The following is a 24,143-nucleotide window of genomic DNA, read 5'->3' as shown; positions in this document are numbered from 1 at the left end:
ACACGCGCTGTCGCCCGGGGAACCCATCCCGCGCAGTCCCGCAACCAACGCACCGTCGGGCGCGTCCCCTCGGCCGCCCGGAAAGGTATCACTCATGTCCCACCACCTCGACACCCCGCTGGCAGCACAGAACGGCCAGCTCTACATCGACGACCTCTACGTCTTCCCCGGCCAGGGCAGCACCGTGTTCGTCATGGACGTCAACTCCAACATCACCGGCGTCTACGCCGAGCCCGGCTTCCACCACGAGGCCCGCTACGAGTTCAAGGTCCACTTCGACGGCGCCGAATTCGAGACGCTGACCTACCGCTTCTCCTTCGGCGAACCCGACACCGACGGCCGCCAGTCACTGCGCCTGCACACCCTGACCGGCACGGACGCCCGCGAAGACACCGCCGAGGGCGAACTCGTACTCACCGGCCGCACGGGCGAAACCGCCGAAGCGGACGGCATCCGCGCGTGGGCCAGCCGGATCGCGGACCCCTTCTACATCGACCTCGACCTGCTCGCGATCATCAACGGAGCCGTCGCCAAGGGCACCGCCGTGGACCTGTCGTCCTGGAACCCGAAGCAGGCGAAGAACACCTTCGCCGGCACATCCGTGGAAACCATCGTGCTCGAAATCCCCCACACCCACCCCCAGCTCAAGCCCGGAGCGCGCACCGGCGTGTGGTGCGCGACCAAACTCGCCACCGACGCAGGAGGCTGGCGGCAGATCAACCGCGGCGGCAACCCGATGATGTGGCCGATCTTCTGGCCCGGCGACACCGACTTCTCCGACCCCGCCAACACCCGCCACCCCTCACAGGACCTCACCCAAAGCGGCAGGGACATCGCCGACCAGGTCGCCGCCGTCGTCCGCGCCACCGGCACCGCGGCAGACCCCGAAGGCTACGGCCGCACCGTGGCCGCCCAGCTCCTGCCCGACGTACTGCCGTACGTCATCGACACCCCCGCATCCTTCGGCTTCGCCACCCGCAACGGCCGCACCCAGGCCGACAACGCCCCCGAAGCCATGCTTTCCCTGGTGACCAACACGCCCGTACCCTCCGGCCTCACCCCCGCAACCAACGCCGACCTACGCACCCCGCACTTCCCCTACACCAACCCCGCCTGACCCCCACACCCCGTGGGAGCGGTAGGCACCCTTCGCTACCACGGGAGCCGGTCGAGGCACGGACGAGCAGGCTTCACCCTGCTTCGCCACCGCATCCTCCTCCGATAGCAGCACACTCCGTCACCACCGAATGTGAGACGCGGATCGGTGTCCGGGGCGTCCCACAGCCCGCGCAGGAACTTCAGCCCGGACACCGACAGCCGCTGCGCCTCAACCAGCACCAGCACCCGCGGCGCTGAATCCTCCTTGGTGACTCGGACAGGATCACGACGAAAGGCACACCTGGCCGCTCGTCGTGCGAGCGAACACGTCTCGACGTTGGCGCGGGCCCGTGTATGTGCGAGCGGTTCTGGCCGAACAGCACCAGCCCATAAGCCCCCTGCCAGGCCCTGGCCCACTCAACATCTCCTGGCCGCCTGGACCCACACCGGCCCAGCCTGCCGACACCCCCCCCAGGGCGCCCTACGCTGACAAAGCCCTACTTGCTTTGAGATGGGTCCCCTACGACGGAGGCTGCGTCTTGCCACACGAGGCGTGGGCGTGGTTCAACGAACTGATCGGGCTTCGGCACTCCCCGAGGCAGTACAGGAGCCAAGGTCTCAAACACCCGTTCCATGACAACCTACCTGACCACCTGAAGCCCTCTCCGTAGCTGGCTGGGCGCGCCTTGAAGTCAAAAACATGGTGCGGCTGCGTGCCACTGACGTTCTCTCAGCGGTGATCATTGCCAAGCTTCGTTGAGGACGAGGGCGGCGCGGGCGATGTCGCCGATCCGGCTCGGGCTGAGAGTGACGTACTGCAGCGTGCGCCAGCGCTGCTTGAGCTCGGCGGCAGCGCGTTCGCCGAGCGCACGGATGCCTCTGATAAGACTGTTCGTGGTTCGTGTGTCCGCGTGCAGGACCTGCTCGGACCGGCCCTTCGGGCGGCGGACCGGGACAAGGATGCCGATGCCGGCCCCGATGTAGCCCTTGTCGGCCCGTGGGGCAGGCCGTCGGCCGCGGCATTTACAGAGCGGGGAGGGCGTGGATCCGTGCTGCGGTGATGTCGGGAGTGGAACCGGGCTCGACATCGGAGACCCACCGCGGAGTGCCGTCCGGGGCGGACGTCTGTCCGCAGTCGGGTGCGACCGCTCCGGCCTGCTCACGCATGGGGTGGTTCACACTGCTTCGCGTAGATCATTTCACTGCATGCTCGCTTCTCTTGCCGAACCGGCAGTCGTCACGCTGATGCTGGCCAGCGCTCCCCTCGTGCCGCGCATCATCATGCCCGTATTGGGGCCGCGAGCCTTCGCGTCGCACGCCAAGAAGATCTATGGGGCCAGCGGTTTCTGAACCGCGAGTAGGTATGCCAGAAAGAGTGGCAAAAGTAGTCAGACGGCGGAGGCCACTCTTTTAGTCAGGTGACCTTGCTCCTCACAACTGCGCGTTCAGCGCAGAGCGTCCTCGCAGATCATGCAACACTCGACGCGTGACAACGCCCGAAGAACCGCCCAGAGCCAGCCTGCCCGGCGGCGGTCCGTATGCCTGTCCCTGCTGCGGTCGGCCGAGGCCGAGGCGGGGCACAGGCCGTGCTGGGCGGGCCGGGGTGGGTGGACCTCCGCCGCCGACGGTGCGCTTCGCCCGTGGCGGGCGGGCCTTCAGGCCACGTCGCGCCGGGTGAGCAGCAGGGCGGACAGGCCGAGGAAGACCGCCATGTACGCCGTCAGCACCACGCTCGCCGTGACGGGTCCCGACACCGAGACCACCCCGGGAACCGAGGTGCCGGCCGTGCCGGACGGGTCCAGGGCGGCGGCCAACGAGCCCGCGCTCGGCCCGATCAGCAGCCGCTGCAGCCCCTTCAGCACCGGGAGGGTCGTGGTCAGCCCGGAGACCAGGTTCTCCATCGCCAGCAGCCACAGCAGCCCCACGCCGATGGCGGCGCCGGTGCCGCGCAGCAGGATCGCCAGGAACATGCCGAGGCTCGCCGCGGCCATGCTGATCAGCCAGGCTGCCGCGACTCCGGCCGCGATGCTCGACACGTCCGGCCAGTGCGCCGCCCGGCCGGTGAGCGCCGCGGCGACGGCGCCGGATGCGGCGCCGAGCGCCACCACCAGCGCCGTGACGCAGAGCACCACCACCGCCGCGGACGCCGCCTTGCCGAGGACCGCGCCCGTGCGGCCGGGCCGCTGGACCAGAAGTGTCCCCCAGGTTCCCCACCGGAACTCGCCTCCGGTGAGCACCGCGCCGAGGATCAGCATCAGTGCACTGCCGAACATCGGGTACAGGGCCACGGTCCCCGACAGGAAGCGGTCCGGAAGCAGGCCGTCGATCAGTTCCTGCGGGTCACCGGCGGCGCCGGGCGGCCGGTTCCGTACAGCCAGGTAGACGACGGCCGGCACCACCGTGCCGAAGACCAGGGCGAGGGCGATCCACGCGCCGCCGACGATCCACACGCCGGGGCGTTTGCGTACCGCCAGCAGCTCCGCCTGCACCACGGCGTTCACCGGTTGACCACTCCCTGGCGTTCCGATCCCGTTCCCGATGTGGGCTGGTCCGCGACCAACTCGAAGAAGGCCTCCTCGAGGGAGACCGTCTGCCGGCGCAGCTCGCTGACGGCCAGTCCGTTCTCCACGAGGAGCCGGTTGACGGCCGCCGCCTGGCCGGGGTCGACGGCCACGCGCACCTTCCCGTCGTCCACGGTCACCGAGCGGACGGACGGCAGCCGCGCGAGCAGGTCGGCGGCGCGTGCCGGCTCATCGACCGTGAGCGTCAGACCCTCGTGTCCGGCGCCCCGGCGCAGCTCCGGGACGGTGCCCTCCGCGACCAGCCGGCCGTGACGCATGACGCCCACCCGGTCGCACAGGTGCTCCACCTCGGCCAGCTGGTGGCTCGACAGCAGGACGGTGCGCTGGTGACGGCGCAGCCCCGTGATGAGCTCCCGTATGCCGGCGACGCCCGCCGGGTCCAGACCGTTGGTCGGCTCGTCGAGAATCAGCAGGGCGGGGTCCTTCAGGAGCGCGGCCGCCACCGCGATCCGCTGCCGCATGCCGAGCGAGTACGCGCGGAAGGCGACATCGGCTCGCGCGGCCATGCCCACTTCCTCGAGCACGTCGTCGACGCGGCCGGGGGGAACGGCTGCGTATCGGGCGAGGACGCGCAGGTTGTCGCGCCCGGACAGGTGCGGGTACAGGGCGGGTGACTCGATCAACGCGCCCACGCCCCGCAGGCCTGCGGAGCTGCCGGCGGGGTGGCCGAGCACCGAGGCGGTGCCCGACGTCGGCCGGACGAGTCCCACGAGCATCCGCATGGTGGTGGTCTTCCCGGACCCGTTCGGCCCGAGGAAGCCGTACACCTCTCCGGTGCGCACGACGAGGTCGAGGTCGAACACACCGGCCTCCGGACGGTACCGCTTGGTCAGTCCGCTGGTGCGGACCGCGAGGACGTCACGCATCGGCGGCCCGCCGTCCGCCGGAACGGGCTCGGGCCGCCGCGAGGACCAGGACCACCACGACGGCGGTCTCGGCGGCGAGGATCACCACGGCCCACACCGGTCCCGTCCAGCGTTCGAGTGTGGTGAACCACAACCACATCAGGCAGCCGTACACCGACAGCGCGAACAGCAGCGAGACCAGCCCGTAGACGGCGTACGCGCGGGCGTCGCGGGCCGGGTAGACGCTGAGTCGTTCGCGCGCGGCGGGGTCGCCCCGGCGCAGGAGCAGCCGCCAGAACCGGTAGCTCTCGCCGCGCAGGTCGGCCAGGTCGAGCGCGTGGGTCAGCATCACGTATCCGTCCGATCGCAGGAACGGCAGCAGGTTCAGCAACGAGCCGGCGCTGCCGAACAGCAGGACCCCGGCGGCGAGCGAATGGCCCGGACCACCGCCGCGGGTCAGCCACCACCATCCGGCGACCGGCACCATGGCCAGCAGGCTCACCATGACCCCGGCGAACGCCGTCGCCACTCGGGCTCTGCGGCGGTGGAACAGCACGATGTCGTCGGTCCGGCAGTAGGGGGCCAGCATGGGGAACCGCCAGCTGACCCCGATCTCCGTGACCGTGCCCCCGAAGTGGCGGCAGGTCACGCCGTGCGCGAATTCGTGCAGCGCGGTGATCACCCAGACGAGCAGTACGGAGACCGGTATCGAGATCGCCCATGTGCGCTGGTGGGCCGCCTCGGTGCTGAGGGTGGCCGCGTGGGTCCAGACCAGGGCCTGTACGGCGGCGACCAGGATCAGCGCGGGTATCACGAAACCGGCACGGAAGGCGAAGGCCAGGCGCGTCGCCAGGGCGGCGCACAGCCGGTCGGGCCGCAGCAGCACCCAGCGCCGTCGCAGCCACCCTTGCCGCGCGGACTCCTTGTCCTCACGGGCCTTCCTCAGCTTGTCGAGGACCGCGGTGTCGGCATGCCCGTCGAGCAGTTGGTAGCGGCCGAGGAGGGTGAAGATCTGCCCCCAGTGGTCCGGGCCCAGCCGGCGGTCGTAGGTGTCGCTGTACCGGCGTCCGATGTCCTGGAGGGTATGGCGGCCGTCCATGAGGCCCATGATGAAGTGCTCGCGGGGGCCGACCCGGTAGTAGCAGCCGGTACGGGCGTCCTTGACGTGGTGCACCGTCTTCGGGCCGGTCCGCAGGGCGGGGCCGAGCACGACCTCCTGGCGGAGCCGGGGCAGATCCTGTGCGGTCACCGTGGCACCTCCTGCGCGGCCATGTCCGACAGCGCCTTGTCCATGACGTACGACAGGTAGATCTCGTCGAGGATGCTCACGCCGAGCCGGTTGTTGGTCATGTGGACGTAGGAGCTGAGGACGATGGCCAAGGCGGCCTGGGGGTCGGGGGCCGCGCCGTCGCGGAAGGCCAGCACGCCGGCGCCGGACAGCGCGAGTACCTTCTCGCGCAGGTCGGCGCAGTGGCCGAGCCAGGACCGCTCCAGCGGGGTGGGAGCCGCGCCGGGCGTGTCGCAGACGCTGTCCCCCACGTGCCGCAGCCGGGAGACGAGCCGGTCGCGCATCCGGTGATAACTGCGGTCGAAGCGCTCGTGCTGGCTGTCGCTCGGCTCCTGGTAGGAGGTCTCCCACATGGCGCGGTAGCGGGTCAGGAAGCGGGCCACCTCGCCGTGATCCCCCAGGAAGGAGAAGCACAGACCGGCCGTCAGCTGGGCGGCCTGGCCCAGCAGCACGGTGCGCACGTGGACGTTGGTGCTCTCCAGCAGGGTGACCACCAGGTCGCTGGATCTCTCGAAGTGCCATTCGGCCAGCTCCATGGCGGTGGTACCGCCGTACCGGTCCAGCTCCCGCTCGTAGGGGATGCGCGCGACGCTGTTGTTGTCCCGGAAGGGCATCGTGCCTTCCGGTCCGTACAACTCGTCCCAGCGTTCCTGGCTGTACTCGGCGAGGAACATGTTCCGGTACAGGTCGCCGCTGGCATTGCGGTCCTCCTCGTACAGAGCCGGGCGGCGGCGCAGGAAGTCGGCGAGCGCCTCCTCGGCGATCCTTGCCACCTCGCCGGCCGCCGCGGCGTCGGCCGGCAGCAGGCGCAGCCGGATGTGCGGGCCCTCCAGCCAGTAGCGGATGAAGAACCAGGAACGCAGCAGGCGCTGTTCGCGCAGCCGCGCGACAAGCGGCCGCACGCAGTGCACCAGTACCGGGTTGGCGTTCGCCGCGTAGAACACGTGCAGGCTGATCCAGCCGTTCCCGTCCGTCTCCGTGCCGGGGACGCTGCCTGCGAGGAGAGTGTCTTTGCCGTCCATCACCGCTCCGTGGGGATTCCGTCGAGCTCCACCGTGAGCTCGGTGACGTATCGGTTCCGGTCGTCGCGCAGCCACAACTCGTCCGGGCCGGGCAGCATCTCGGTGAGGACCACCGGGGAGGCGCTCTTACGGACGGCCGCGTCGAGCAGGCGCACGCTCGGGTAGGCGTCGAAGTCGACGTACAGGGGCTTGTGCTCGCCGCCCGGGCTCGCGAAGACGCGACGGGGAAGGCCCATGCGCCGCTGCCACTCCCGCCACGCCAGGAACCACTCGTGGTCCGGCTGCCCGGGTGAGGTCGCGGGCAGCCGGTCCGCCGTGCACCGCCAGGACCTGCGCTGCACCACGACGTTGCCGAGCCGTATCCGGGGCAGCGGGCCGTCCTGTGTCTCCCGCAGGCCGGTGCCCTCCCACAGGTCGAGCTGCACCATGCTCGTGTACGAGAAGTTCAGCAGCACCTGCTGCACTTCAGGCAGCGCCATGGGCAGCAGGAAGCCCAGGTAGACCGGGATCACCTCGACGCCCAGGCGACGCGAGCGCAGCAGCAGCCGGTCGGCCGCAGGATCGTGCTCGACGACCAGGTCCTCCACCGGGATCTGCTCCGCGCGGGGCCGGGAACTGGTCTCGCCCGGGCAGACCACCTCGTAGGGGGTGACGACCGGGTGCAGGTTGAGGTTGGTCGTGTCGTAGCCGCCTTTGAGCTCGGCGAAGACGGCACCGGGCGGGACGACGGTCTCCAGGGCCCGGCGCAGCGACGCGGTGAGCCCGGACCCGAAGCAGTGTGCGAACCGGGAGAACAGCAGGGTCAGGCCGGAGTAGACCCGGTTGACGACGACCAGCGGATCCTGCGTGCCCCGCTGCGCGAGCTGGAGGAAGAACGACAGTGGGCGCAGTCCTCCCCGGGGCGAGCGGGGCAGGATCGCTGTGACGGTCGTGAGGAACCCCTCGTCCAGCTCCAGGTCGGCCCCGGAGGGCAGGTCCCGGTATCGCCGTACGACCTCGTCGGCGACGGCGGCCCGGGCACGGTCGATGCGGGTGATGTCCTCCTGCCGGAACCAGTTGTCGTAGGGGCGGAAGGCGGTGCCGTCGAAGCGCTGGTGACGCATGAGCCGCTGGTTGTAGTTGTCGTAGAAGTCCTGCCCGAACTCGTGGGCGAAGGACAGGAAGTCCTCGCAGCGCCCCCCGGTGCCGTACCGCGCCGTGAAGAATCCCTTGGTCACCAGGCGACGCACCAGGTTGCCGTCGAAGGCCGGCAGGATGTCGGCCAACCGTTCGAGGTCCGGGGTCAGTTGCTCCTGCCATGCCTGCGCGTCACCGGTCACCGCCAGCCCGGGCACCGTGGTGTCCTCGTAGACCAGCGTGCGCAGCACCGGGAGATCCGCCCGGCCCAGGAGCCGGTGCGCCGCCGCCGCCGACTCCTTGATCCGGCCCAGCAGCACGCGCCTGCGTTCGAGGTCGGCCCCGGCGAACCGTCCGACGTCCTCGCCCATGTGCTCCACGAGCCGGGCGACGTCGTCCGCCCAGCCGGTGCGCAGCGCCCGCAGGCCCTTGCCGTAGGTGGCGACCGGGTCCGGGTCGTGGATGTCGATCTGGAGCCCCGGGACGACGAGCAGCCCGAGCCTGAGCAACTGGGCGAGGTAGGCCTCCACATCGGCTACCGGGCGGTCGGGGCCCATGGCGGACAGCAGGGCCACCGCGTCGCCGAACCGCAGCTCGGCGTCGTCCCGGAGCACGGTGAGCACGTCCTCGAGAACGTCGCCGGTGGGCAGGTAGAACAGGCTCTCGTGCACCGCGTCCAAGGTGACCGCCGCGTCCGCGTCGGCGTCGGCGCCGCGCAGCTTGCGCAGGTAGCGCACCCGGTCGCGGTCGACCCGCAGCCCGCTGGTGGCCCGCACCGGCAGGTCGCGGCGGAACCGCGGGTCGACGGTGGCCAGGTCCGAGAGCCGGGCGAGAACCGCGATGTTGAGCCTGGAGTGGCTCTCCTTGTCCCAGCCGCTGAGCCGCGCCGCTAGGGGGCTGCCGACGCCTTCCTCGAAGCCGCCGGCGGACACCGCCGTCAGCGTGCTGAAAGGGCTGGTCTTGCACGCCGTGCGGTAGAGGTACTCCAGCAGTGACCGTTCGATGCGGCGTTCCCGCTTGCTCAGCGGACCGCCGTCGCGCCGCACATAGCCGTCCAGGTACTCGTCGAGAGACGGAGAGGACAGCTGGATGCCGTGGCGCAGATCCGTCTCCACCGTGATCCGCCGCAGCTCCCGCCGGCTCGCCGCGACCTCGCGCGCCACGACGTCGGAGCCGCCGCTCAGCAGCGACGCGCAGCGCTCCCGTTCGGCGGCCCACTCCCGCAGTGCCGCGACGTCCTGCGCCGGCAGCAGCGGCTCCGCCGACGCGAGACAACGCGGAAGACGGGAGTTGAACACGTCCCGGCGCAGATTGATCAGCGTGCGGCGCGCCGACGGGTCGGCGAGGGAGTCCGCTATCCGCTCCTGCAGGACGTCGGCGAGGCGGGCTCCGCGTTCACGCAGACGCCGCCGGGCGTCGAGCAGCCCGTCCGCCCACGCCGCGCTCTGCGCGGTGGCCAGGACGTCGGCGGCCTCGAAGGGCAGGCCGCCGACCCGCAGCATGAACCGCGGAACGAGGTGCCACGCTCCTTCGGTGCGTCGGGGACCCGGCGCAGTCGCGGCGAGCTCCGAGGGAGAGGCCGCCGAGGGTATCGCGCTGGATATCACGGATCGTCCCTTTCATGCCAGCCGGTAGTCGTAGTCCGCGCGGTCAGTGCGTTCGTGCCCGAGCAGCACGAACAGGAAGGTGCGTTCGTCACTGCCGTCGAGACCGACCGCCTCGTCGATCGCGATGTTGTCGAAGCCGAGCACGACGCCGCAGCCCACGCCGAGCGCCGCCGCGACGGTGTACGCGGTCTGCGACAGCGCCCCCACCTCCGCGTTCAGCACGCGGTAGCCGCGACTGCCGAAGGCCTCCAGAGTGCTGCGCCATCGGCCCGAGATCGCGAGCACGGCGCCGACCTGTTCCAGGTTGTAGTTGCTCAGGTAGTAGCTGCGCTGCAGCGTCCCGGCGATCGGCCCCTGCCGCACCACCTGCAGCCGCTTGCCGCCCGCGTCGTAGCGGTAGCTCCCGGCGGGCAGCCCCGCCACCCGGTTCGCCAGCACGTAGAGCCCCGTCAGGCCGGCGTCCTCCGGCACCGCATCCGCGGTGTACCTCTGCGCCGACACGGTGCCGGCCAGCACGGTCGCCAACTCGTCCAGGCCCAGCGGACGGGACCCCACGAACGAGCCGAAGCTGGTGCGCCGGCGGCGCAGGACCTCGCCCAGGTCCGTGCCGAGCCGGCCGTCCAGGGGCCGCGGCAGCTCCACCTCGCCGCCGAGCTCACGTGGCAGCGGCACCAGGCGCCGCGCCACCGCCGGGTCGGGGCGCGCACGGCGGTCGTCCAGGACCGCCCGGTGTACCTGCCGTACCTGCTCGAACGTCCTGGTCCGCGCCGACCGTTCGAAGCTCGGGCGGTCGACCGGACCGCCGCGGCCCGCGGTGCCGCCCGCTCCGGCAATCGACTCCGGGCCCGCGCCCGCGCCTGGCGGGCCGAACGGCAGCGGGACGACGGCCAGCACGCTCTCCTCGTCCGTCACGAGCCCCAGCAGCCGGTTGAGCCGCTCGTCGTCGAACCACAGCACCCGCGAGAGCCGTCGCCCCGTCGCCCGGGCGATCAGCTCCCAGCACCCCAGCAGGGCACCCGCGTCCTGGGTCACCACGTGGTAGCAGAAGCTGTTGTACTTGAACGCGTTCTTCCAGAACCGCACGGTCACCAGGAGGAAGCCGTCCGCCGTCCCGGCCCCGGCGCAGGCGTCCCGGACCTCGGCGGTCAGGTCGCCCGCCACCAGCCGCTCGAACGCGTGGTGCGCCGTCGCATAGTGGTAGACCCCGGGAGCCAGCGGACCGGACGGACCCGCCACCCAGTACACCTCCAGCGGGTACATCCCCCCGCCGGAGGCGCTGCCCCGCCCCCACAGCGCCTCCGGGTAGAGCACCCGCACATGGCTGTCCTGGTTCCAGTTCACCCGCAGCCTTCGGTCCAGCACTCCGCAGGACAGCCGCAGCAGCGACGCCAGGGACCCGACGGTCCACAGCGGCCCCGGGCCGGGCGGCGGCGCCTTGAGGACGACGTCCGCGGTGGGCGCCAGCGGCCGGCCGACGCCCGGCGGCACAGGGAAACGCCGCACTCCCAGGTAGGTCTTGTGCCGTGACGGCTGGTCCTCCCAGTCGGGGGTGAAACCGACCGGCTCCATCGGCTCCCGGCCGCGCCGGAACACCGACTCCACATAGTCGCTCACGACCCGCGTTCGGTCCTCGGACACGGACTCTCCTCCTTCGCCGGACGTGTCCGGCCCACGATCGGGGCCCGTCCGCGCATGACGGGTCACAGGGAACGGCTCACGGGAAGGGGTGCGGCCTGGGATTCAGGCCGGTGGGACCGAAGCCCTCCGCGCGGGAGTGGATCTCGGCCAGGCGGCCGTCGAGGTAGGCCCGCAGCCGCGGATGGCCCAGTACGCGCTGCCGCTCCCAGCCGAAGTCGATCGGCACCAGTCCGGGCGCCAGCACACACAGGGTGCGGATACCGGTGCCGTCCTGCTCCGGGCACGTCTGGTCCACGGCGACCACGTCGCTGCCCACGTCCCGCAGCCGCTCCATCACGAACCGGACATCGTCGGCCAGGTCCAGCGTCGCGGGCCGCTGGGCGAGCCAGGGGTCGTACAACTCGCCCATCGACCGGGCCGGCGCGGCGTCCAGCAGGAACGAGGCCACGTGCGCCATCTCCGGCAGACCGTACAGCAGGGCGTGGTCCGTCAGTTCGTGCACACGGCCGTAGTCGGCCGCCATCTCCCGCAGCGCCGGCAGCTTGGCCGCCACCCGTTCGTCCATGCCGGGGATGTACGAGGCGGTCTCGGAGATCGCGGCACGCACCGCCTCGACGGGATCGAGGCTGGCACCGGCCGCGAAGCACAGGGTGCCCAGCCCCCCGTCCAGCCGCTCGGCGACCGCCATCACCGCGGGTACGGGAACGTCCACCCGCATGTCGAACAGGCGCATCCGGTAGCCCAGCCGCGCCACGCGGTCCAGCACGAACCGGACCTCCTCGTCGGCGATGGTCGCCTGGTCGATCTCGGGCAGCCTCGCCCCGGCGAACCAGCACAGAAGGAAGGCGTCCCGCTCGATGAGTTCGAGCATGCCGTGCAGCAGTGCCTCCTCCGTACTGGTGCCGCTGGCACAGCCGTTGGAGCATTCCTGCACGAACTTCCGGTCCGGACGGCGGTCGAGGTAGAACACCAGTTGCTCCGGCACCATCACCGGCCGCCGGCCGCCGAAGGAGTAGCCCCACACCCAGTGGGTCGGGGTGTCCGGGGTGTACGGCTGGTAGTAGTCACGGTGTCCGGCGTAGAACTCCGGCCGGTACGCACCCAGGGCCGCGGGGTCGAGGGCGTCCGGCGCCAGGTCGCGGTAACTTGCGTACACCGTCGGGCGCTTGGCCCGCGGGAACTGGCCCGCGTAGCGTTCCAGCCCCTCCAGCATCCCGTACCGTTCGCTGCTCACCGAGCTCTGCGACTGCCCGCTCCACCACATCTCGTGGAAGTCGTACTTGCTGCGCACCCGGAAGTAGCCGCTGACCGGCAGGGTCGCGCTGCACTGGTAGACGCGGCGGGCCGCGCTCGCCAGCGCTCCGCAGACCTCGTTGACGTATCCGCCTACCGGCAGTGGAAGGTCGCCCGCGGCGGCTCCCCGGTAGCTCACCGGGCTCGACTTCGGCCGTGCCCGCAGGGGCAGCACCGCGCCCTCGGCGGTGTCGGGCAGTGGGGTGGCGCACCGCTCGCACTCGGAGTCGGCGATGAGCTCGTGGCGGGTGACGGCCAGGTCGCGGGTCCGCAGCTCGACGATCCGGCCGATCCGCCGGTCCCCGGGTGGCAGCTCGGCGCCGGCCGTCTCCGCGGCCACGAGCTGCGCGATGTGGTCCAGCACGAGCGGCACGAGGCCGGGTTCACCGCCGGCGACGAAATCGGCCCCGTCCTCGACGGCCCTGCGTTCCTCGACCGGGCGCAGCGCCAGCCAGCGCCGGTCCAGGCACCGGCCGCACGGACGGCTCCTCCCGTCCGCCCGGTGGAGGGGTCCGAGCAGCACGGTCCCCGCGTACAGGCGCACCGGGTACACCAGTCCGTCCTTCGGTGGCGGTCCTTGCTCCCCGGCCGCCTCGGGCAGTCCGAGTACCCGGACGTCGACCTCGACCCCAGCGGGAGCCCGTCCGTTCAGGTGAGCACGCAGGACATCGGCGGCCCGTGCCCTTGGATCATCCGAGACTGCCGTGACCGTCATTGCGTTCGACACCACAAAGTCATCCGTCCACTCAGACGCTCTTTGGTACGCGGGTGGGTGAAACAGCTGCTCGCACGGCCGAGGGTGCCGGCCCTGCGAGCAGCTGCAATCGTCACGCCGGGCGGTCCGTCCGGAGACCGGGGCGACCCGCCCTGATCAGCCGGCCGGCGGTCAGCTGGTGCTGGAGCTGCAGGAGCAGCAGGAGCTGGTGCTGCAGGAGCAGCAGCTGGAGCAGGAGCAACTGGAGCTGGACCAGGCCAGCTCGACCGACTCGTCGGTCATCTCCTCGATCTCGAACGTCGCGCTCTCCAGAGCGCTCAGCTCGTCCTTGAGCTCAACTGACATGGCGATCCTTCCCATGGGTGTGGTGGGGATGTCACCCCGGAACGGTCGTTCCGGGAACCGTGGCGCGCCCGGTGCGGGCGCGTCAGTCCGGGGTCACCTACTGCGCGGCGAGCAGGACCGTGCCGGTGACCATTCCTCGGACTGCGTGCAGATCGATCGTGGTGGTCTCGACGAACAGCGCGCGGGTGCCGTCCGCGTCGAGCCGTGCGAGCGCTTGGGGCACCGGCGTCGCGGGCCCGTCGAGGGACCACTCCGCCACGCCTTCGCCTTCGAGGAGCGCCCTGGGGTCGAGATCGGCCAACAGCGGGTCGCCCGGGTCCGCCGGCGTACCCTCGTAGTGCCGGCTGACGGCGAGGCCTACCGCGTCGCGCACCGCGTCGCGCAGGGCGGCCCGTGCCGACAGAGCCGAGCCGACGGCCCAGTCGGCCGCCCCCTCCTCGCCGCCCTCGACGACGGCGAGCACCGTGAAGGCGGGCGCTGCGCCGGGCAGCGCGTACACCCGGGCCTCGCGGCCGATGTGACGCAGGCTGCCCAGGGCGAACGCCACTTCGTCGTCGCCTGCGAGCAGGGAGTCGCCCACGCGGGTGGCGGGGGTCTCACGGGTCAGGGCGCGGACCAGGCCGCGGTAGGCCAGCGCCGAACACAGTCCTTGCTCCCGCACGGCCTCGAGTGTCCAGTCCGCCGCCGCACCCGCCGAGGTGGGCTCGAAGCGCAACCGGGCGTTGGCCGGGGAGAGCGGATAGGCGGCCGCGGCGGGCACGAGCCACGTGCTGCCGTCGTGCAGCGACACCGCGGGTGTCGTGATGCCCCCGGACCACTCCCGCTCCCCCGCCAGGCCGCCGAACACCTCCAGCCGCCCGGCGGGCAGCAAGGCCGCCGCTTCGTCGGCGCTCGTGCCCGCCGCCCCGACGGGCCCCAGCCGGCCCACGTAGCAGCTCACCGCCGCCCGCACCGCGCGGGTCCGTGCGACCAGGATCGTGTCGGTGTCGAACGCGGCGATCTCGCGGTGCCCGTCGGTCAGCGCCCCGGCGGGGCCCAGCCGCACCCGGCCCATCTTGAGCGGTATCTGCTTGAACGATTCGTCAGCCCATCCGGACATCACGCCGACGTCCGGGGAGACCAGGACGGCCGCCCGGCCGTAGGCCTCGCTGTCATCCGCCGGCCGGGTGGGACCGTTCCCGTCCGAATCCACCCGTGCGTGTCTCAGCGGGCATCCCGGATGCGGCAGCACCCGCTCACGCCGGGACTCCAGCGTGGTCAGGTCCTGGATCACCGCGTGCCGTTGGTCGTCGGGCTGCAATTGTCCGCTGCCCAGCCGGAAGATCTCGAACGCCACCGCGTTGCCCACCATGCTCCGGGCGACCGCGCTGCCGTGCTCGGGCTCGCCCGCGGCCGGACCGACCGCCAGGGCGCGCCAGTAGTCCGCCGCGAGCCGGGGGTCGCAGTTGGCGGAGAGCCTCAACTGCGCGCACAACCAGCACGGTTGATCCGCGGGCCCGCTGATGGGACCCACCACCACCCGGGTCCGGTCCGACACGACGGGAAGCAGCCGCGGTCCTGCCTCGGCACCGTGGACGCGCTTGGTCAGATCGAGCAGGCCGCGGCTGTGTGCGCCGTCGACGGCGCACACGACCACGTCGAACGCGGCCAGGTCCGCGGGTGGCAGGGGCAGGACGACGACCTTGGCCGGGGTGCCGGCATCGGCGAGACGGGCGATCTCACCGTCGAACTCGCGCCCCCAGGAGGCGTCGTCCACGAAGACCTCGGCCAGGCCGTTGCGCAGCAGGCCGCGGACGGCCGCCGCAAGGACGTCCCCGGGCGGGCCGCTGACCAGGACGCGTGAAGAGCGGAACCGGGCGAACAGCTCCTGCGGTGTCCGCTGGTCCGCGTGCATGAAGTGCTCGATGAAATTGACCTGCGGCGCGAACAATTCCGCTGTCGTGGAATCCAGGACCTTGTCGTCGGATTGCGGGACGTCGCGGGCGAATCCCTTGTCGAGAAGGGCCTTCATCAATGCGACAGCGGTTCTGCGCCGACTCTCGTCCAGGCCCTCACATAACTCGGCAACACTGGACGCGCCGTTCATCCGGGGGCCGAGGGCCGACATCCATTCATATGCGCCTGCGCCTTTGAGGACGCATGAAGTATCGGAACTGCGTAAGTAGATCCCGGTGTCGACGCGGAGGAAGACAACATCGTTCCGCAGCCGGGGTCTTATGTCGAGGAGACGCGTTTCGCCAACCGTTCGCATGCCGCCCCCGTAGGGTGTGCACCTTCGGACCATGGTGTGCGCCTTCGGGACACGGGGACAGTTCTACCCGCGTCCACGTGGGGAAGTGTGGAGCATCCCTGGATGGGACGTCAATGGTCTCGACCCGGGTCCTCGCACCATGCACCCGCCGGGCGCCCCGCCGCCGGGGGTCGTCCCGACGTTGACCTGTGGGATCCCTGTGGCTTCTCCGTGCCCGGACCGCCGAAATTTCTTCGCGTGGCGACCACTCCCCGATGCTCCGGGAACGGCGCACACGCCAGGAGACGAGGAGGCTCGCGAACTGCCCAGCGCGCGTCTCCTTGCGTACACCAAGGCGCCGGCAACGACATTCCGCACTTTCTCCTCTCCGGCGGTCCGCTTTCCTGGGGACGGTGAGCGGCAAGGCCCGGGAGCGGCACAAGAACCCTGCCGCTTCCCGGTATTTCGCCGCGATTTCAGTCGCCCGTCAGGGCAGAGGTGCGCGGGCCGGGATGAAGCGGTCTTGCGCGGCGGTCGCACCCCGGTGACGCACCCTTACCGGAAGGAGGCATCGCGCCCCCGGACGGCTTCGTCAAGTCCCGCACGGGACGGTCATGGCTGGACCTGCCTCGCACGCTGGTTGAGTCGGTCACCACGGGCCGGGCCTCACCGCGTGCGTGCAGCGGATACCGACTACGTGTGGGTCGACCGCCCCGCCGAGTACGACCGCGTCGCCAACGGCCGCGCCGGCGAATCCGGAAACCTCTAACCGGCCGAACCGATTCCACCTCAGGCCGCGCCCTGCAGGCACCACAGATGCAAGAACGTCCGGTCCTTGGCGACCGTGTACCAAACGCCCTGCCCAGCCGATGCGGGCGAACCGGCGGACACACCCCGGTCGTGACCGTCAGCGGCCGCCGCTCGGGACGCCTGTCGGTTGCCGGACTGATCGCGATACGGCCGGGCTCGCGCACGAGACTGTGCCACCGGTTGCGCAGTCACCGAGCGGGCAACGGCGCACGTCGCAGCATGGGCGAACGGGACTTCATCGCACTGATCGACGGCGCCCATCATCTCGTCAAGGCACCCATCGTGCTGGTCCGGGACCGTCTGAACACCCACGTCTCCGAGCGCGAGTGGCTGACGGTGTTCCTTCTGCCCGCCCACTCACCCGATCTCAACCCCGTCGGGTGGGTATGGGCACACGTCAAACGCAGCCTGGCCAACCTCGCCGTCGTCGCCCTCGACCGCCTTGAGACCCTCGTCCGCAACCGGCTCAAACGCCTGCAGTACCGGCCCCACACCCTCGACGGCTTCATAGCCGGCACCGGCCTGACCCTCAACGAGGTGCACGGAGTGAGTGCTCACTCATTGACGGAGTGAGCACTCACTCCGTATGCTCGGGGTCATGACAGCACCCAAAGAAGACCAGACCACTCGCCGCCGCGCCCCCAGCATGTCGCCGGAGCAACGCCGCGAAATGATCATCCAGACCGCAATTCCCCTGATCGCCGAGTACGGCGCCGCGGTAACGACCGCGAAGATCGCCCGTGCAGCAGGCATTGGCGAAGGCACGATCTTCCGAGTCTTCACCGACAAGGACGAGCTGCTCCAGGCATGCGTGGCCAAGGCGCTCTCCCCCGACCACGCGATCCGCGAGCTCGACGGGATCGACCTGTCCCAGCCGCTGTCCGACCGGCTCGCGGAGGCAGCCGAGGCACTGCAGGCGCACACGTCAAGGATGGGCGCGATCCTCGGCTCGCTGGGGCATCGCGGCGGCAAGCACCCCGGCACGGTACGCGGAGCGGGTCGTGACGAGTCGATGACCCGTATCCGCGCGGCACTTGCGGAGGTGCTGGAGCCCGACAAGGTCGCCCTGCGCCGGCCGCCGGAGCAGATCGCGGCCCTCTTCCTCGGGTTGCTTTTCACCCAGCCGCGTACAGAGAGCGAGCCGGACCTGACCCCGCAGGAACTGGTGGAGGTTTTCCTGCAGGGAGCGCTCTCGGGGAACGCCAGGTGAGCGCACAGAGAAGGCGCCTGGGGGTTACGGCCCTGGCCGTCCTGGTAAGGCCTACGCATCGTGGGCCATACGGGCCTGGTGCCGACGCGCGCACACGTTCAGGAGCTCGTCGGCGTCAGGTCCTGCAAGCCCACCACCCGCAGCAACTGCAAGCGCTGGTACGACTCCGTGCCCGGGCGGGCAGTGTGGATGACGAGTTGCTGGTTGTGGTCGGAGTTGACGAGGACCTCGCAGTCGAGCTCGAGGATGCCGATCGCAGGGTGCCTGAAGCGTTTCGTGCCGGCGCGGCGTACGGCGACCTCGTGTTCGTCCCAGAGGCGGGCGAACTCTTCACTGGCGGCGCGTAGTTCGGCGACGAGGGAGGCGGGTTCGGGGTCCGTGGGGCGGGCCGAGGCCACCGCTCGCAGGCCGGCGACCTGCTCGCGGGCGCGCTCGGGGCGGTCCTCAGGCGGGAACAGTTCCTGGGCCGCCGGGTCCAGGAAGAAGCGGCGGATCATGTTGCGTCCTCGGGGCGGTCGGGCGAGGACGTCCCCGCTCAGCGCCCGTGACAGCGCGTTCTGGGCCAGGACCTCGCCGCAGTCGGTCACCACCATCGCCGGGGTGTCGTGCAGCCGGTCCAGCACCAGGAGCAGGCCCGGGCGCACGTGCGTGCTGGTCGCCTCCTGGCGCGGCGGCTGTTCACCGGTGAGGTGGAAGAGGTGGTCGCGTTCGTCCTCCGTCAGGCGCAGGGCGCGGGCCAGCGCGGTGACCATCTGACGGGACGGCCTCGGGCCCCGGGACTGTTCCAGCCGCGTGTAGTAGTCCACGGACATGCCGGCCAAGTTGGCCACCTCCTCGCGGCGCAGCCCCGGCGTACGGCGGCGGGCGCCGGCCGTGAGGCCCACGTCGGAGGGGTCCAGGCGGGCGCGAGCGCGGCGCAGGAAATCGGCTAGTTCGCCTCGGTTCACCTCTTCAGGGTGCGGGAGGCCGGACGGATTATCCAGGGACTGCCGATCCCCCGATCAAGAGGTCTCTCCCGGTCGTTCCCGCGTCCGCCGAGGCTGGTCATCAACGACAGGCGACACAGTGCGTGAGGAGCACATCATGCTGACTTTGGTGACCGGTACGACGGGACAGGTCGGACGCCGCTTCGTGCCGAGGCTGCTGGCCCAGCGGCAGCCGGGCGAGCAGGTGCGGGTCCTGGTACGGGATGAAACCCGCGGCGAGCGCTTCGCGGAGCTGGGCGCACAGGTCGCCGTGGGAGACATGCGCGACGAGGAGACACTCGGCAAGGCGCTCGTCGGCGTGGACGCCGTTGTGAACGTCGCCGCCTCCTTCCGCGGGGTTCCGGACGAGGAGGCGTGGGCCGTCAACCGGGACGCCGCGGTGGCCCTGGGCCGTGCCGCGCAGGCCTCCGGCGTGGAGCGGTTCGTGCAGGTCAGCACGAACAATGTGTACGGCGTCGGACGGGGCCGCCCCCTGACCGAGGAGGACGAGAGCCGGCCGGGCGGCGAGATGTGGGGCGCCTACCCCGAGTCCAAGGCCGAGGCCGAGCGTGAACTGCTTGCGCTCAAGGGCCTGGACGTACGCATCGGACGGCTCCCCTTCGTCTACGGCGAGGGCGACCCGCACCTCGCCAACTCCCTGCACTGGGCAGCCGGCTGGGCGCCGCACCAACGCCTGCAGATGGCCCACCACGCGGACGTCGCCCAGGGTCTGATGCGTCTGCTGTACGCGCCGGGCATCGCCGGCCGGATCTACAACATCGCCGATGACGCACCCGTCACGACGGTCGAGCTCTATCAGCTCAACGGCGTCGAGGTGCCCGCAGGGCTCCACGAGCTCACGGACCCCGACCCGTGGTTCGGGATCACGTCCAACCAGCGCATCCGCCGGGAACTCGGCTTCCGGCCGATCTACCCGAGCGTCTGGACGGCCCGGGACGCAGGAGCCCTGTGACGGTCACTGCGCGAGGTTGGTCCACCCTCTGATCCGCCCCAGGGGTGGGGGTGCGGCTCAGGTTTCTGCGGGGCGCAGAGGCGGTGCTATCGACTTGACGTCACCGCAATCGAGGCGATCTGGCAGGCCGGCAGAGCTGCGAGGCATCGGCCGCGGCAGCCCCGGTCGCGGGGGCTGCCGCGGCTGATGCCTCGCAGAACAGATGCCGTCACCCCCCGGCCGAAGCCGACCACGACACCGGAGTCACAGCGGCAGAAGGCGCACGGCCCGACGCCGGGGAAGCGGACTACGGGATGGTCAGCAAACCGTCCTCGCTGCCGCGCGTTCCGCGTACCGCCGCCGGCGGTTCACAGCCGCCAGCGGCGGATCTGGTCCGCACACGCGTAGACGTCCGCGTGCCCGGTACGTACCTGTTGCGCAAGGTCGCTGAGGGCCCCGTAGGGAGCGTCGACGGCTTCGCCGGACGCTGCCATGTAGGCCACCGCGATCAACGCCCCGTACATCGCGTTGCGAGCCGGCAGCGGGCGCACCGAGACGATCTCGTGGAAGAGTGCTGCCGCACGCCAGGCTGCGTCCACGGTGTAGTCCAGCCTCGGAGCATTGACCCGGTGCCGGGCGACCGCCGCGACCAGACCGGAGAAGTCATGGACCGACGGCTCCTTCGGCAGGACCTCGGCCTGGCGTTCCAGCAGCCAGCGGATGTCGACCTGCAGCTCCACCTCAGGCGGCCCGTCCGTCGGCGCTGTCCGGTTCCTCTTCCGGGAACGCCTCGGCGAACTCTGCGGCGTGCTTGGCAAGGAACGCAGCGGCCGTGGCGGCCCCGTCGTCGAGGCGGGGGTCGCGCTCGGCGGCCTGTGTGATCAAAGCCGTCACCGTGGTGCCCTCGGCCTCGGCGCGCGCGACCAGACGGGCATGAACGGCGTCGTCGAGCCGGATATTGATCTGCTTCGTCATGCCCCCATTGTATAGCACGCCGCTATACGAGGGTGGGGGTGATCGCGGCAGCAAGGCGGCCACAAGCCCTCCGGGGCCACCTGCTCTCGCACCCGGCCCGCCGGGCAAGACACCCACGCTCCGGCGCACGCCCCGCTGAAGTGCTTCTTGCCCTGGCGTCCCGATGCACCCCGCCGATCAGATGGTGACCGTTCCGTGCCGCCGCCGAAGGGCTGCCCTCGCCCTTTCGCGCACATCCGCGTCCAGGTCCTCACCGAGCCGCCCGGGAACCGTCCCCGTCCCCCCATCGGGACCCGCCTCCGTCCGGAGGAAGCGGATCAAAGCGACCTGGCTCGCGCACCCGCGCCTCACCGTGGTCGACGGCAGCGCGGATCGACAGGCCGGGTCTGCGCACCCAGCCGAGACTGTCCTGCGCGCGGACGGCAAAGAATCGCCAAGCAGGACGGCCGGCACCCCGCGCGCGGGTCGGTCCATGCGTGACCGGTGAGCGTGCCCGCGGCCGCGGCGCGGACCTTCCCGTCCGCATCCCTTGCGGCACGGGCCACCCACGCGACGTCGGCGGCGTCGGGAAAGCAGCCGAGCAGCCAAACGGCCGTGCCGCGCGGGCCCGGCTCCCGGTCGCCGGACCACGGCAGCGGCAGCGCGCCTGCCCAGGTGGGCCCCTCCCGCACCAAGGACGGTCAGGTCCATGGCGAGGAAGTCCTGGTCGTCACCCCATCGCGGGCACAGGCGCGCACCAGCGCCGCCGGCAAGCACGACGCCTGCGTACCAGTTCCCCGCATCCACCGCCGCGGCCAGATGCGCCTTCAGCGCGGCAACAGCGGCCCTGTCGTAGGCGCCCGCAGCCAAGTCACGGCAGGCCGAGGGCGGGTTCGGCTCACCTTCAGTCCATGAGGCGAGGGCGGCGCATGCGGATGAGGGTGTCGATCGTGGTCACCGGAGAAGGCCGCCGACGCCAGAAAGAATCGGGCATTTGAGCCAAGGGTGACAGCCGCCTGTTTGGCTGATCAGAACCCTTCCGTGCCGTCAGACTCCTGGGGAGGGACGCCGCGGTGGGGCGTGCGTCTGAGCGATACGGGGTGGCTGCGACCGAGCGCGGTAGGGCCGGCCGTGCCGCTCCGGACGACATGGGGGCTGAGTGTGACGGATCACGGGCTCGAGCGCGCATGCGCGGCGACGGGGAACCGACTGGGTCGGCGACAGCACATCGACGACCAGCAGCGGGACGACGGGCCGGTGCGTACGGTGCCGCGGCACGTAGCCTGCGTGATGGACGGCAACGGACGCTGGGCGCAGCGGCGCGCGCTTCCCCGAACTGCTGGCCATCAGGCTGCGGAGACCACCGTCATCGACATCATCGAGGCGGCCCGGGCAGCCGGCGTCGAGTGGCTGAGTCTGTACGCCTTCTCCACCGAGAATTGGAACCGGCCCGGCACCGAGGTCAACTACTTGATGCGCCTGGTTCGCCGAGTTGTGCGCAAACATGCGCCGATGCTGCTCGCGCGCGGCATCCGCTGCCGCATCCTCGGGGCCGCAGACCCGCGCATCCCGCGTGAACTGGCCCAGGACTTCGACGATCTGTCGACGCTGACCGCCGACAACCGGGGGATGACGCTGACCATCGCCTTCGACCACGGCGGGCGCCGGGACATCGTCGAGGCCGCAAGGTCGCTGATCCGCAGCGGAACGCTCGCCGACGAGGTGACCGAGCGGCGCTTCGCTGACCACCTGCCGTTCCCCGACACCCCCGACGTGGACCTGGTCATCCGCACCTCGGGCGAGCAGCGCATCTCCAACTTCATGCTCTGGCAGGTTGCCTATGCCGAGTGGGTCTTCCCCCAGGTGCTCTGGCCGGACTTCCGGGCCCCCGACTTCCTCGCCTGCCTTCACACCTACCGCCGCCGGGACCGCCGCTACGGCGGCGTGCCGCCCCAGACGAACGGAGATCCGTCATGACGACTGGAACCACGGGAAGGGCCGACGAGACACCCCTGTTTGGCCCGGAATCGCAGTTCCGCGCCTTCTTCGACGACCCTCGCTGGGCGCTGGCCATGATCCGCGCTACCGTGCTGGAGGCCGCCCACCCGCAGATCGGCGCCGCCCTCGCCGACAACTCCACCTTCGTCGCCCACCCCTGGCGCCGGCTGCGCAACACCTTCCTCAGCATGCGCCGCATGTTCGACTCCGACCCGGCGGTGCGCGAACGGGAAGCCGCCCGGCTCAACAGGCTGCACGCCCGCATGAGCGGCTCCGACCCCCGCGGCCGCGCCTACGATGCCATGGACCGCGCGACCCGCGCCTGGGTGGTCGCCAGCCTCTTCGAGAGCGCCGTCACCATGTGCCGACTGAGCGGCCAGCCGCTCAACCAGGACGCCATGGAGACCATGTACGCCGAGTACCGCGCGTTCCTCGCCGCGCTCGACGGCGACGCCGGGGAACTCCCGACGGACCTCAACGATTTCTGGCGGTACTTCGACAGGGTCGTCGAAACCGCGCTGGAGAACACCGAGGCAGCCCGGATCATCCTCTACCGGCTCTTCGACCACCTGCCCGCCCCGGCACTGCTCGACGGCGCGCCGACACTGTGGGCTGCCGGCCGGGCCGTCGTCGGTCCGCTCCTCGGCGCGATCACCGTCGCCTCGCTCCCCGAGGCCTACCGGCGCAAGGCCGGCCTGCCCGAGATGCCCGGCGCCCCGACCCTCATGCAGGGCGCCTACCTCGCCGCCGGGCTCACCCGTTTCCTGCCCGATGGCTGGGTCGATGCCGAAAGCATCATCGAGGCCCTCTCCCTCTCGCCCGACAGCAAGGACCCACGCGCCCGGACCGTGACCGCGCTGCGCGCCCGCCTGAAGCGAGCATCGGCCCTGCTCCGCCTCCTCACACCACTGAGCGGGGGCACCGGCCCCGACCCCGTCCCCCCGGCCGCCTCGGGAAACGACCGGCGCTCCGCGGAAGAGTTCTTCCGACAAGTGCTTGACCAGACCGGCGACGGACACCTCGACTGGCCTGACCTCGCCGCCATGGCGCGTGAACTGTCTACCCGACTTGACCTGGACGAACCCGAGGAGACCCGCCTCTACGACGCCTTCGCGGCCTGGTGGCGCGAACTCCAAGCCACCCTCGACACGGACGGTGACGGCCGAGTCAGCGCCGACGAGTACGCCGCCGCCGTACCCTCTCTCGCCAGTCCCGCGCTCATCCGAGTGGCCGAGGTACTCTTCCACGTCACGGACAAGGACGGTAGCGGGACCATCGACGCGGATGAGCACCGGGCGCTCTTCCGCACCGCCTTCCACCGCGACCTCACCACCACCGAGGGCACCTACAGCCGCAGCGCCTTCGTGGGCGACTTCCTTTCGTTCATGGCAGGCCGCCGCACGAATACCCCGTATGACCCCGTCATTGCCGACGCCTGAGGAACTCGTAACAGGTCGGCGCCCATGGACGCGCGT

Annotated in this window: 19 protein-coding genes and 1 pseudogene; 7 read left to right on the top strand and 13 right to left on the bottom strand. The window is 70.9% G+C overall.

Going from position 1 to position 24,143, the window contains the following annotated elements:
* The first annotated feature begins 94 nt into the window (after window positions 1-94).
* The gene (locus PV342_RS22205; RefSeq protein WP_400804818.1) at window positions 95-1,117 is read left to right on the top strand and encodes a DUF4331 family protein; all 1,023 of its coding nucleotides are present in this window, start codon (window positions 95-97) and stop codon (window positions 1,115-1,117) included.
* Between the two features lie 721 nt (window positions 1,118-1,838).
* On the opposite strand, the gene PV342_RS22200 is transcribed toward PV342_RS22205, so the two are convergent.
* The gene (locus tag PV342_RS22200) at window positions 1,839-2,186 is read right to left on the bottom strand and encodes a transposase family protein (protein WP_400804816.1); all 348 of its coding nucleotides are present in this window, start codon (window positions 2,184-2,186) and stop codon (window positions 1,839-1,841) included.
* A 118-nt stretch (window positions 2,187-2,304) separates the two neighbouring features.
* On the opposite strand from PV342_RS22200, the gene PV342_RS22195 reads away from it, so the two are divergent.
* A complete protein-coding gene (locus PV342_RS22195) occupies window positions 2,305-2,448 on the top strand; it encodes a hypothetical protein (RefSeq protein WP_400804813.1) in 144 nt (47 codons plus the stop codon).
* Between the two features lie 305 nt (window positions 2,449-2,753).
* Here the strand turns inward: PV342_RS22195 and PV342_RS22190 are convergent, their stop codons facing one another.
* The 9 genes from PV342_RS22190 to PV342_RS22150 form a co-directional block, all read right to left on the bottom strand.
* Window positions 2,754-3,599 (bottom strand): ABC transporter permease, encoded by an 846-nt coding sequence (locus PV342_RS22190; protein ID WP_500318490.1) that lies wholly within the window; start codon window positions 3,597-3,599, stop codon window positions 2,754-2,756.
* Complete coding sequence (locus PV342_RS22185; protein ID WP_500318489.1) at window positions 3,596-4,546, bottom strand: ABC transporter ATP-binding protein; 951 nt, start codon at window positions 4,544-4,546, stop codon at window positions 3,596-3,598. The genes PV342_RS22190 and PV342_RS22185 overlap by 4 nt, the downstream gene beginning before the upstream one ends.
* A complete protein-coding gene (locus PV342_RS22180) occupies window positions 4,539-5,774 on the bottom strand; it encodes a M50 family metallopeptidase (protein WP_500318488.1) in 1,236 nt (411 codons plus the stop codon). Before PV342_RS22180 ends, PV342_RS22185 begins: the two co-directional genes overlap by 8 nt.
* A complete protein-coding gene (locus PV342_RS22175) occupies window positions 5,771-6,835 on the bottom strand; it encodes a lantibiotic dehydratase C-terminal domain-containing protein (RefSeq protein WP_500318487.1) in 1,065 nt (354 codons plus the stop codon). Before PV342_RS22175 ends, PV342_RS22180 begins: the two co-directional genes overlap by 4 nt.
* On the bottom strand, window positions 6,835-9,453 hold the full coding sequence (locus PV342_RS22170) for a lantibiotic dehydratase (RefSeq protein WP_500318486.1): 2,619 nt from the start codon (window positions 9,451-9,453) through the stop codon (window positions 6,835-6,837). The genes PV342_RS22175 and PV342_RS22170 overlap by 1 nt, the downstream gene beginning before the upstream one ends.
* Before the next feature lie 117 nt (window positions 9,454-9,570).
* On the bottom strand, window positions 9,571-11,196 hold the full coding sequence (locus tag PV342_RS22165) for a SagB family peptide dehydrogenase (RefSeq protein WP_500318485.1): 1,626 nt from the start codon (window positions 11,194-11,196) through the stop codon (window positions 9,571-9,573).
* 76 nt (window positions 11,197-11,272) lie between these two features.
* Entirely contained in the window at window positions 11,273-13,042 is a 1,770-nt protein-coding gene (locus PV342_RS22160; RefSeq protein WP_500318484.1) for a TOMM precursor leader peptide-binding protein, read from the bottom strand.
* Between the two features lie 333 nt (window positions 13,043-13,375).
* Window positions 13,376-13,549: a hypothetical protein gene (locus PV342_RS22155; RefSeq protein ID WP_018560191.1), complete on the bottom strand. Its 174-nt coding sequence runs from the start codon at window positions 13,547-13,549 to the stop codon at window positions 13,376-13,378.
* A 97-nt stretch (window positions 13,550-13,646) separates the two neighbouring features.
* Entirely contained in the window at window positions 13,647-15,560 is a 1,914-nt protein-coding gene (locus PV342_RS22150) for a TOMM precursor leader peptide-binding protein (protein ID WP_500318483.1), read from the bottom strand.
* A gap of 1,098 nt (window positions 15,561-16,658) precedes the next feature.
* Here PV342_RS22150 and PV342_RS22145 point away from each other — a divergent pair.
* A pseudogene (locus PV342_RS22145) lies at window positions 16,659-17,162 on the top strand (transposase); the annotation flags it as partial.
* Window positions 17,163-17,187: 25 nt separating this feature from the next.
* A complete protein-coding gene (locus PV342_RS22140; RefSeq protein ID WP_400804781.1) occupies window positions 17,188-17,799 on the top strand; it encodes a TetR/AcrR family transcriptional regulator in 612 nt (203 codons plus the stop codon).
* A 98-nt stretch (window positions 17,800-17,897) separates the two neighbouring features.
* On the opposite strand, the gene PV342_RS22135 is transcribed toward PV342_RS22140, so the two are convergent.
* Window positions 17,898-18,746, bottom strand: a complete 849-nt coding sequence (locus PV342_RS22135) for a helix-turn-helix transcriptional regulator (protein WP_400804778.1) — start codon at window positions 18,744-18,746, stop codon at window positions 17,898-17,900.
* A 136-nt stretch (window positions 18,747-18,882) separates the two neighbouring features.
* Between PV342_RS22135 and PV342_RS22130 the strand changes: the two genes are divergently transcribed.
* On the top strand, window positions 18,883-19,737 hold the full coding sequence (locus tag PV342_RS22130; protein ID WP_400804776.1) for an NAD-dependent epimerase/dehydratase family protein: 855 nt from the start codon (window positions 18,883-18,885) through the stop codon (window positions 19,735-19,737).
* A 347-nt stretch (window positions 19,738-20,084) separates the two neighbouring features.
* Here the strand turns inward: PV342_RS22130 and PV342_RS22125 are convergent, their stop codons facing one another.
* Window positions 20,085-20,456, bottom strand: a complete 372-nt coding sequence (locus PV342_RS22125; RefSeq protein WP_089227234.1) for a toxin Doc — start codon at window positions 20,454-20,456, stop codon at window positions 20,085-20,087.
* A 1-nt stretch (window position 20,457) separates the two neighbouring features.
* The gene (locus PV342_RS22120) at window positions 20,458-20,691 is read right to left on the bottom strand and encodes a type II toxin-antitoxin system HicB family antitoxin (RefSeq protein WP_400804773.1); all 234 of its coding nucleotides are present in this window, start codon (window positions 20,689-20,691) and stop codon (window positions 20,458-20,460) included.
* Window positions 20,692-21,960: 1,269 nt separating this feature from the next.
* Between PV342_RS22120 and uppS the strand changes: the two genes are divergently transcribed.
* Window positions 21,961-22,647, top strand: a complete 687-nt coding sequence (gene uppS / locus PV342_RS22115; protein ID WP_400804770.1) for a polyprenyl diphosphate synthase — start codon at window positions 21,961-21,963, stop codon at window positions 22,645-22,647.
* Window positions 22,644-24,107 carry an oxygenase MpaB family protein gene (locus PV342_RS22110; RefSeq protein ID WP_500318482.1) on the top strand — a complete coding sequence of 488 codons (1,464 nt, stop codon included), beginning with the start codon at window positions 22,644-22,646 and terminating at the stop codon, window positions 24,105-24,107. Before uppS ends, PV342_RS22110 begins: the two co-directional genes overlap by 4 nt.
* Window positions 24,108-24,143 lie beyond the last annotated feature (36 nt).

The organism is Streptomyces sp. PA03-3a, assembly GCF_033792735.1.
Classification (GTDB): domain Bacteria; phylum Actinomycetota; class Actinomycetes; order Streptomycetales; family Streptomycetaceae; genus Actinacidiphila.
This window is presented reverse-complemented; position numbering and strand designations above follow the sequence as displayed.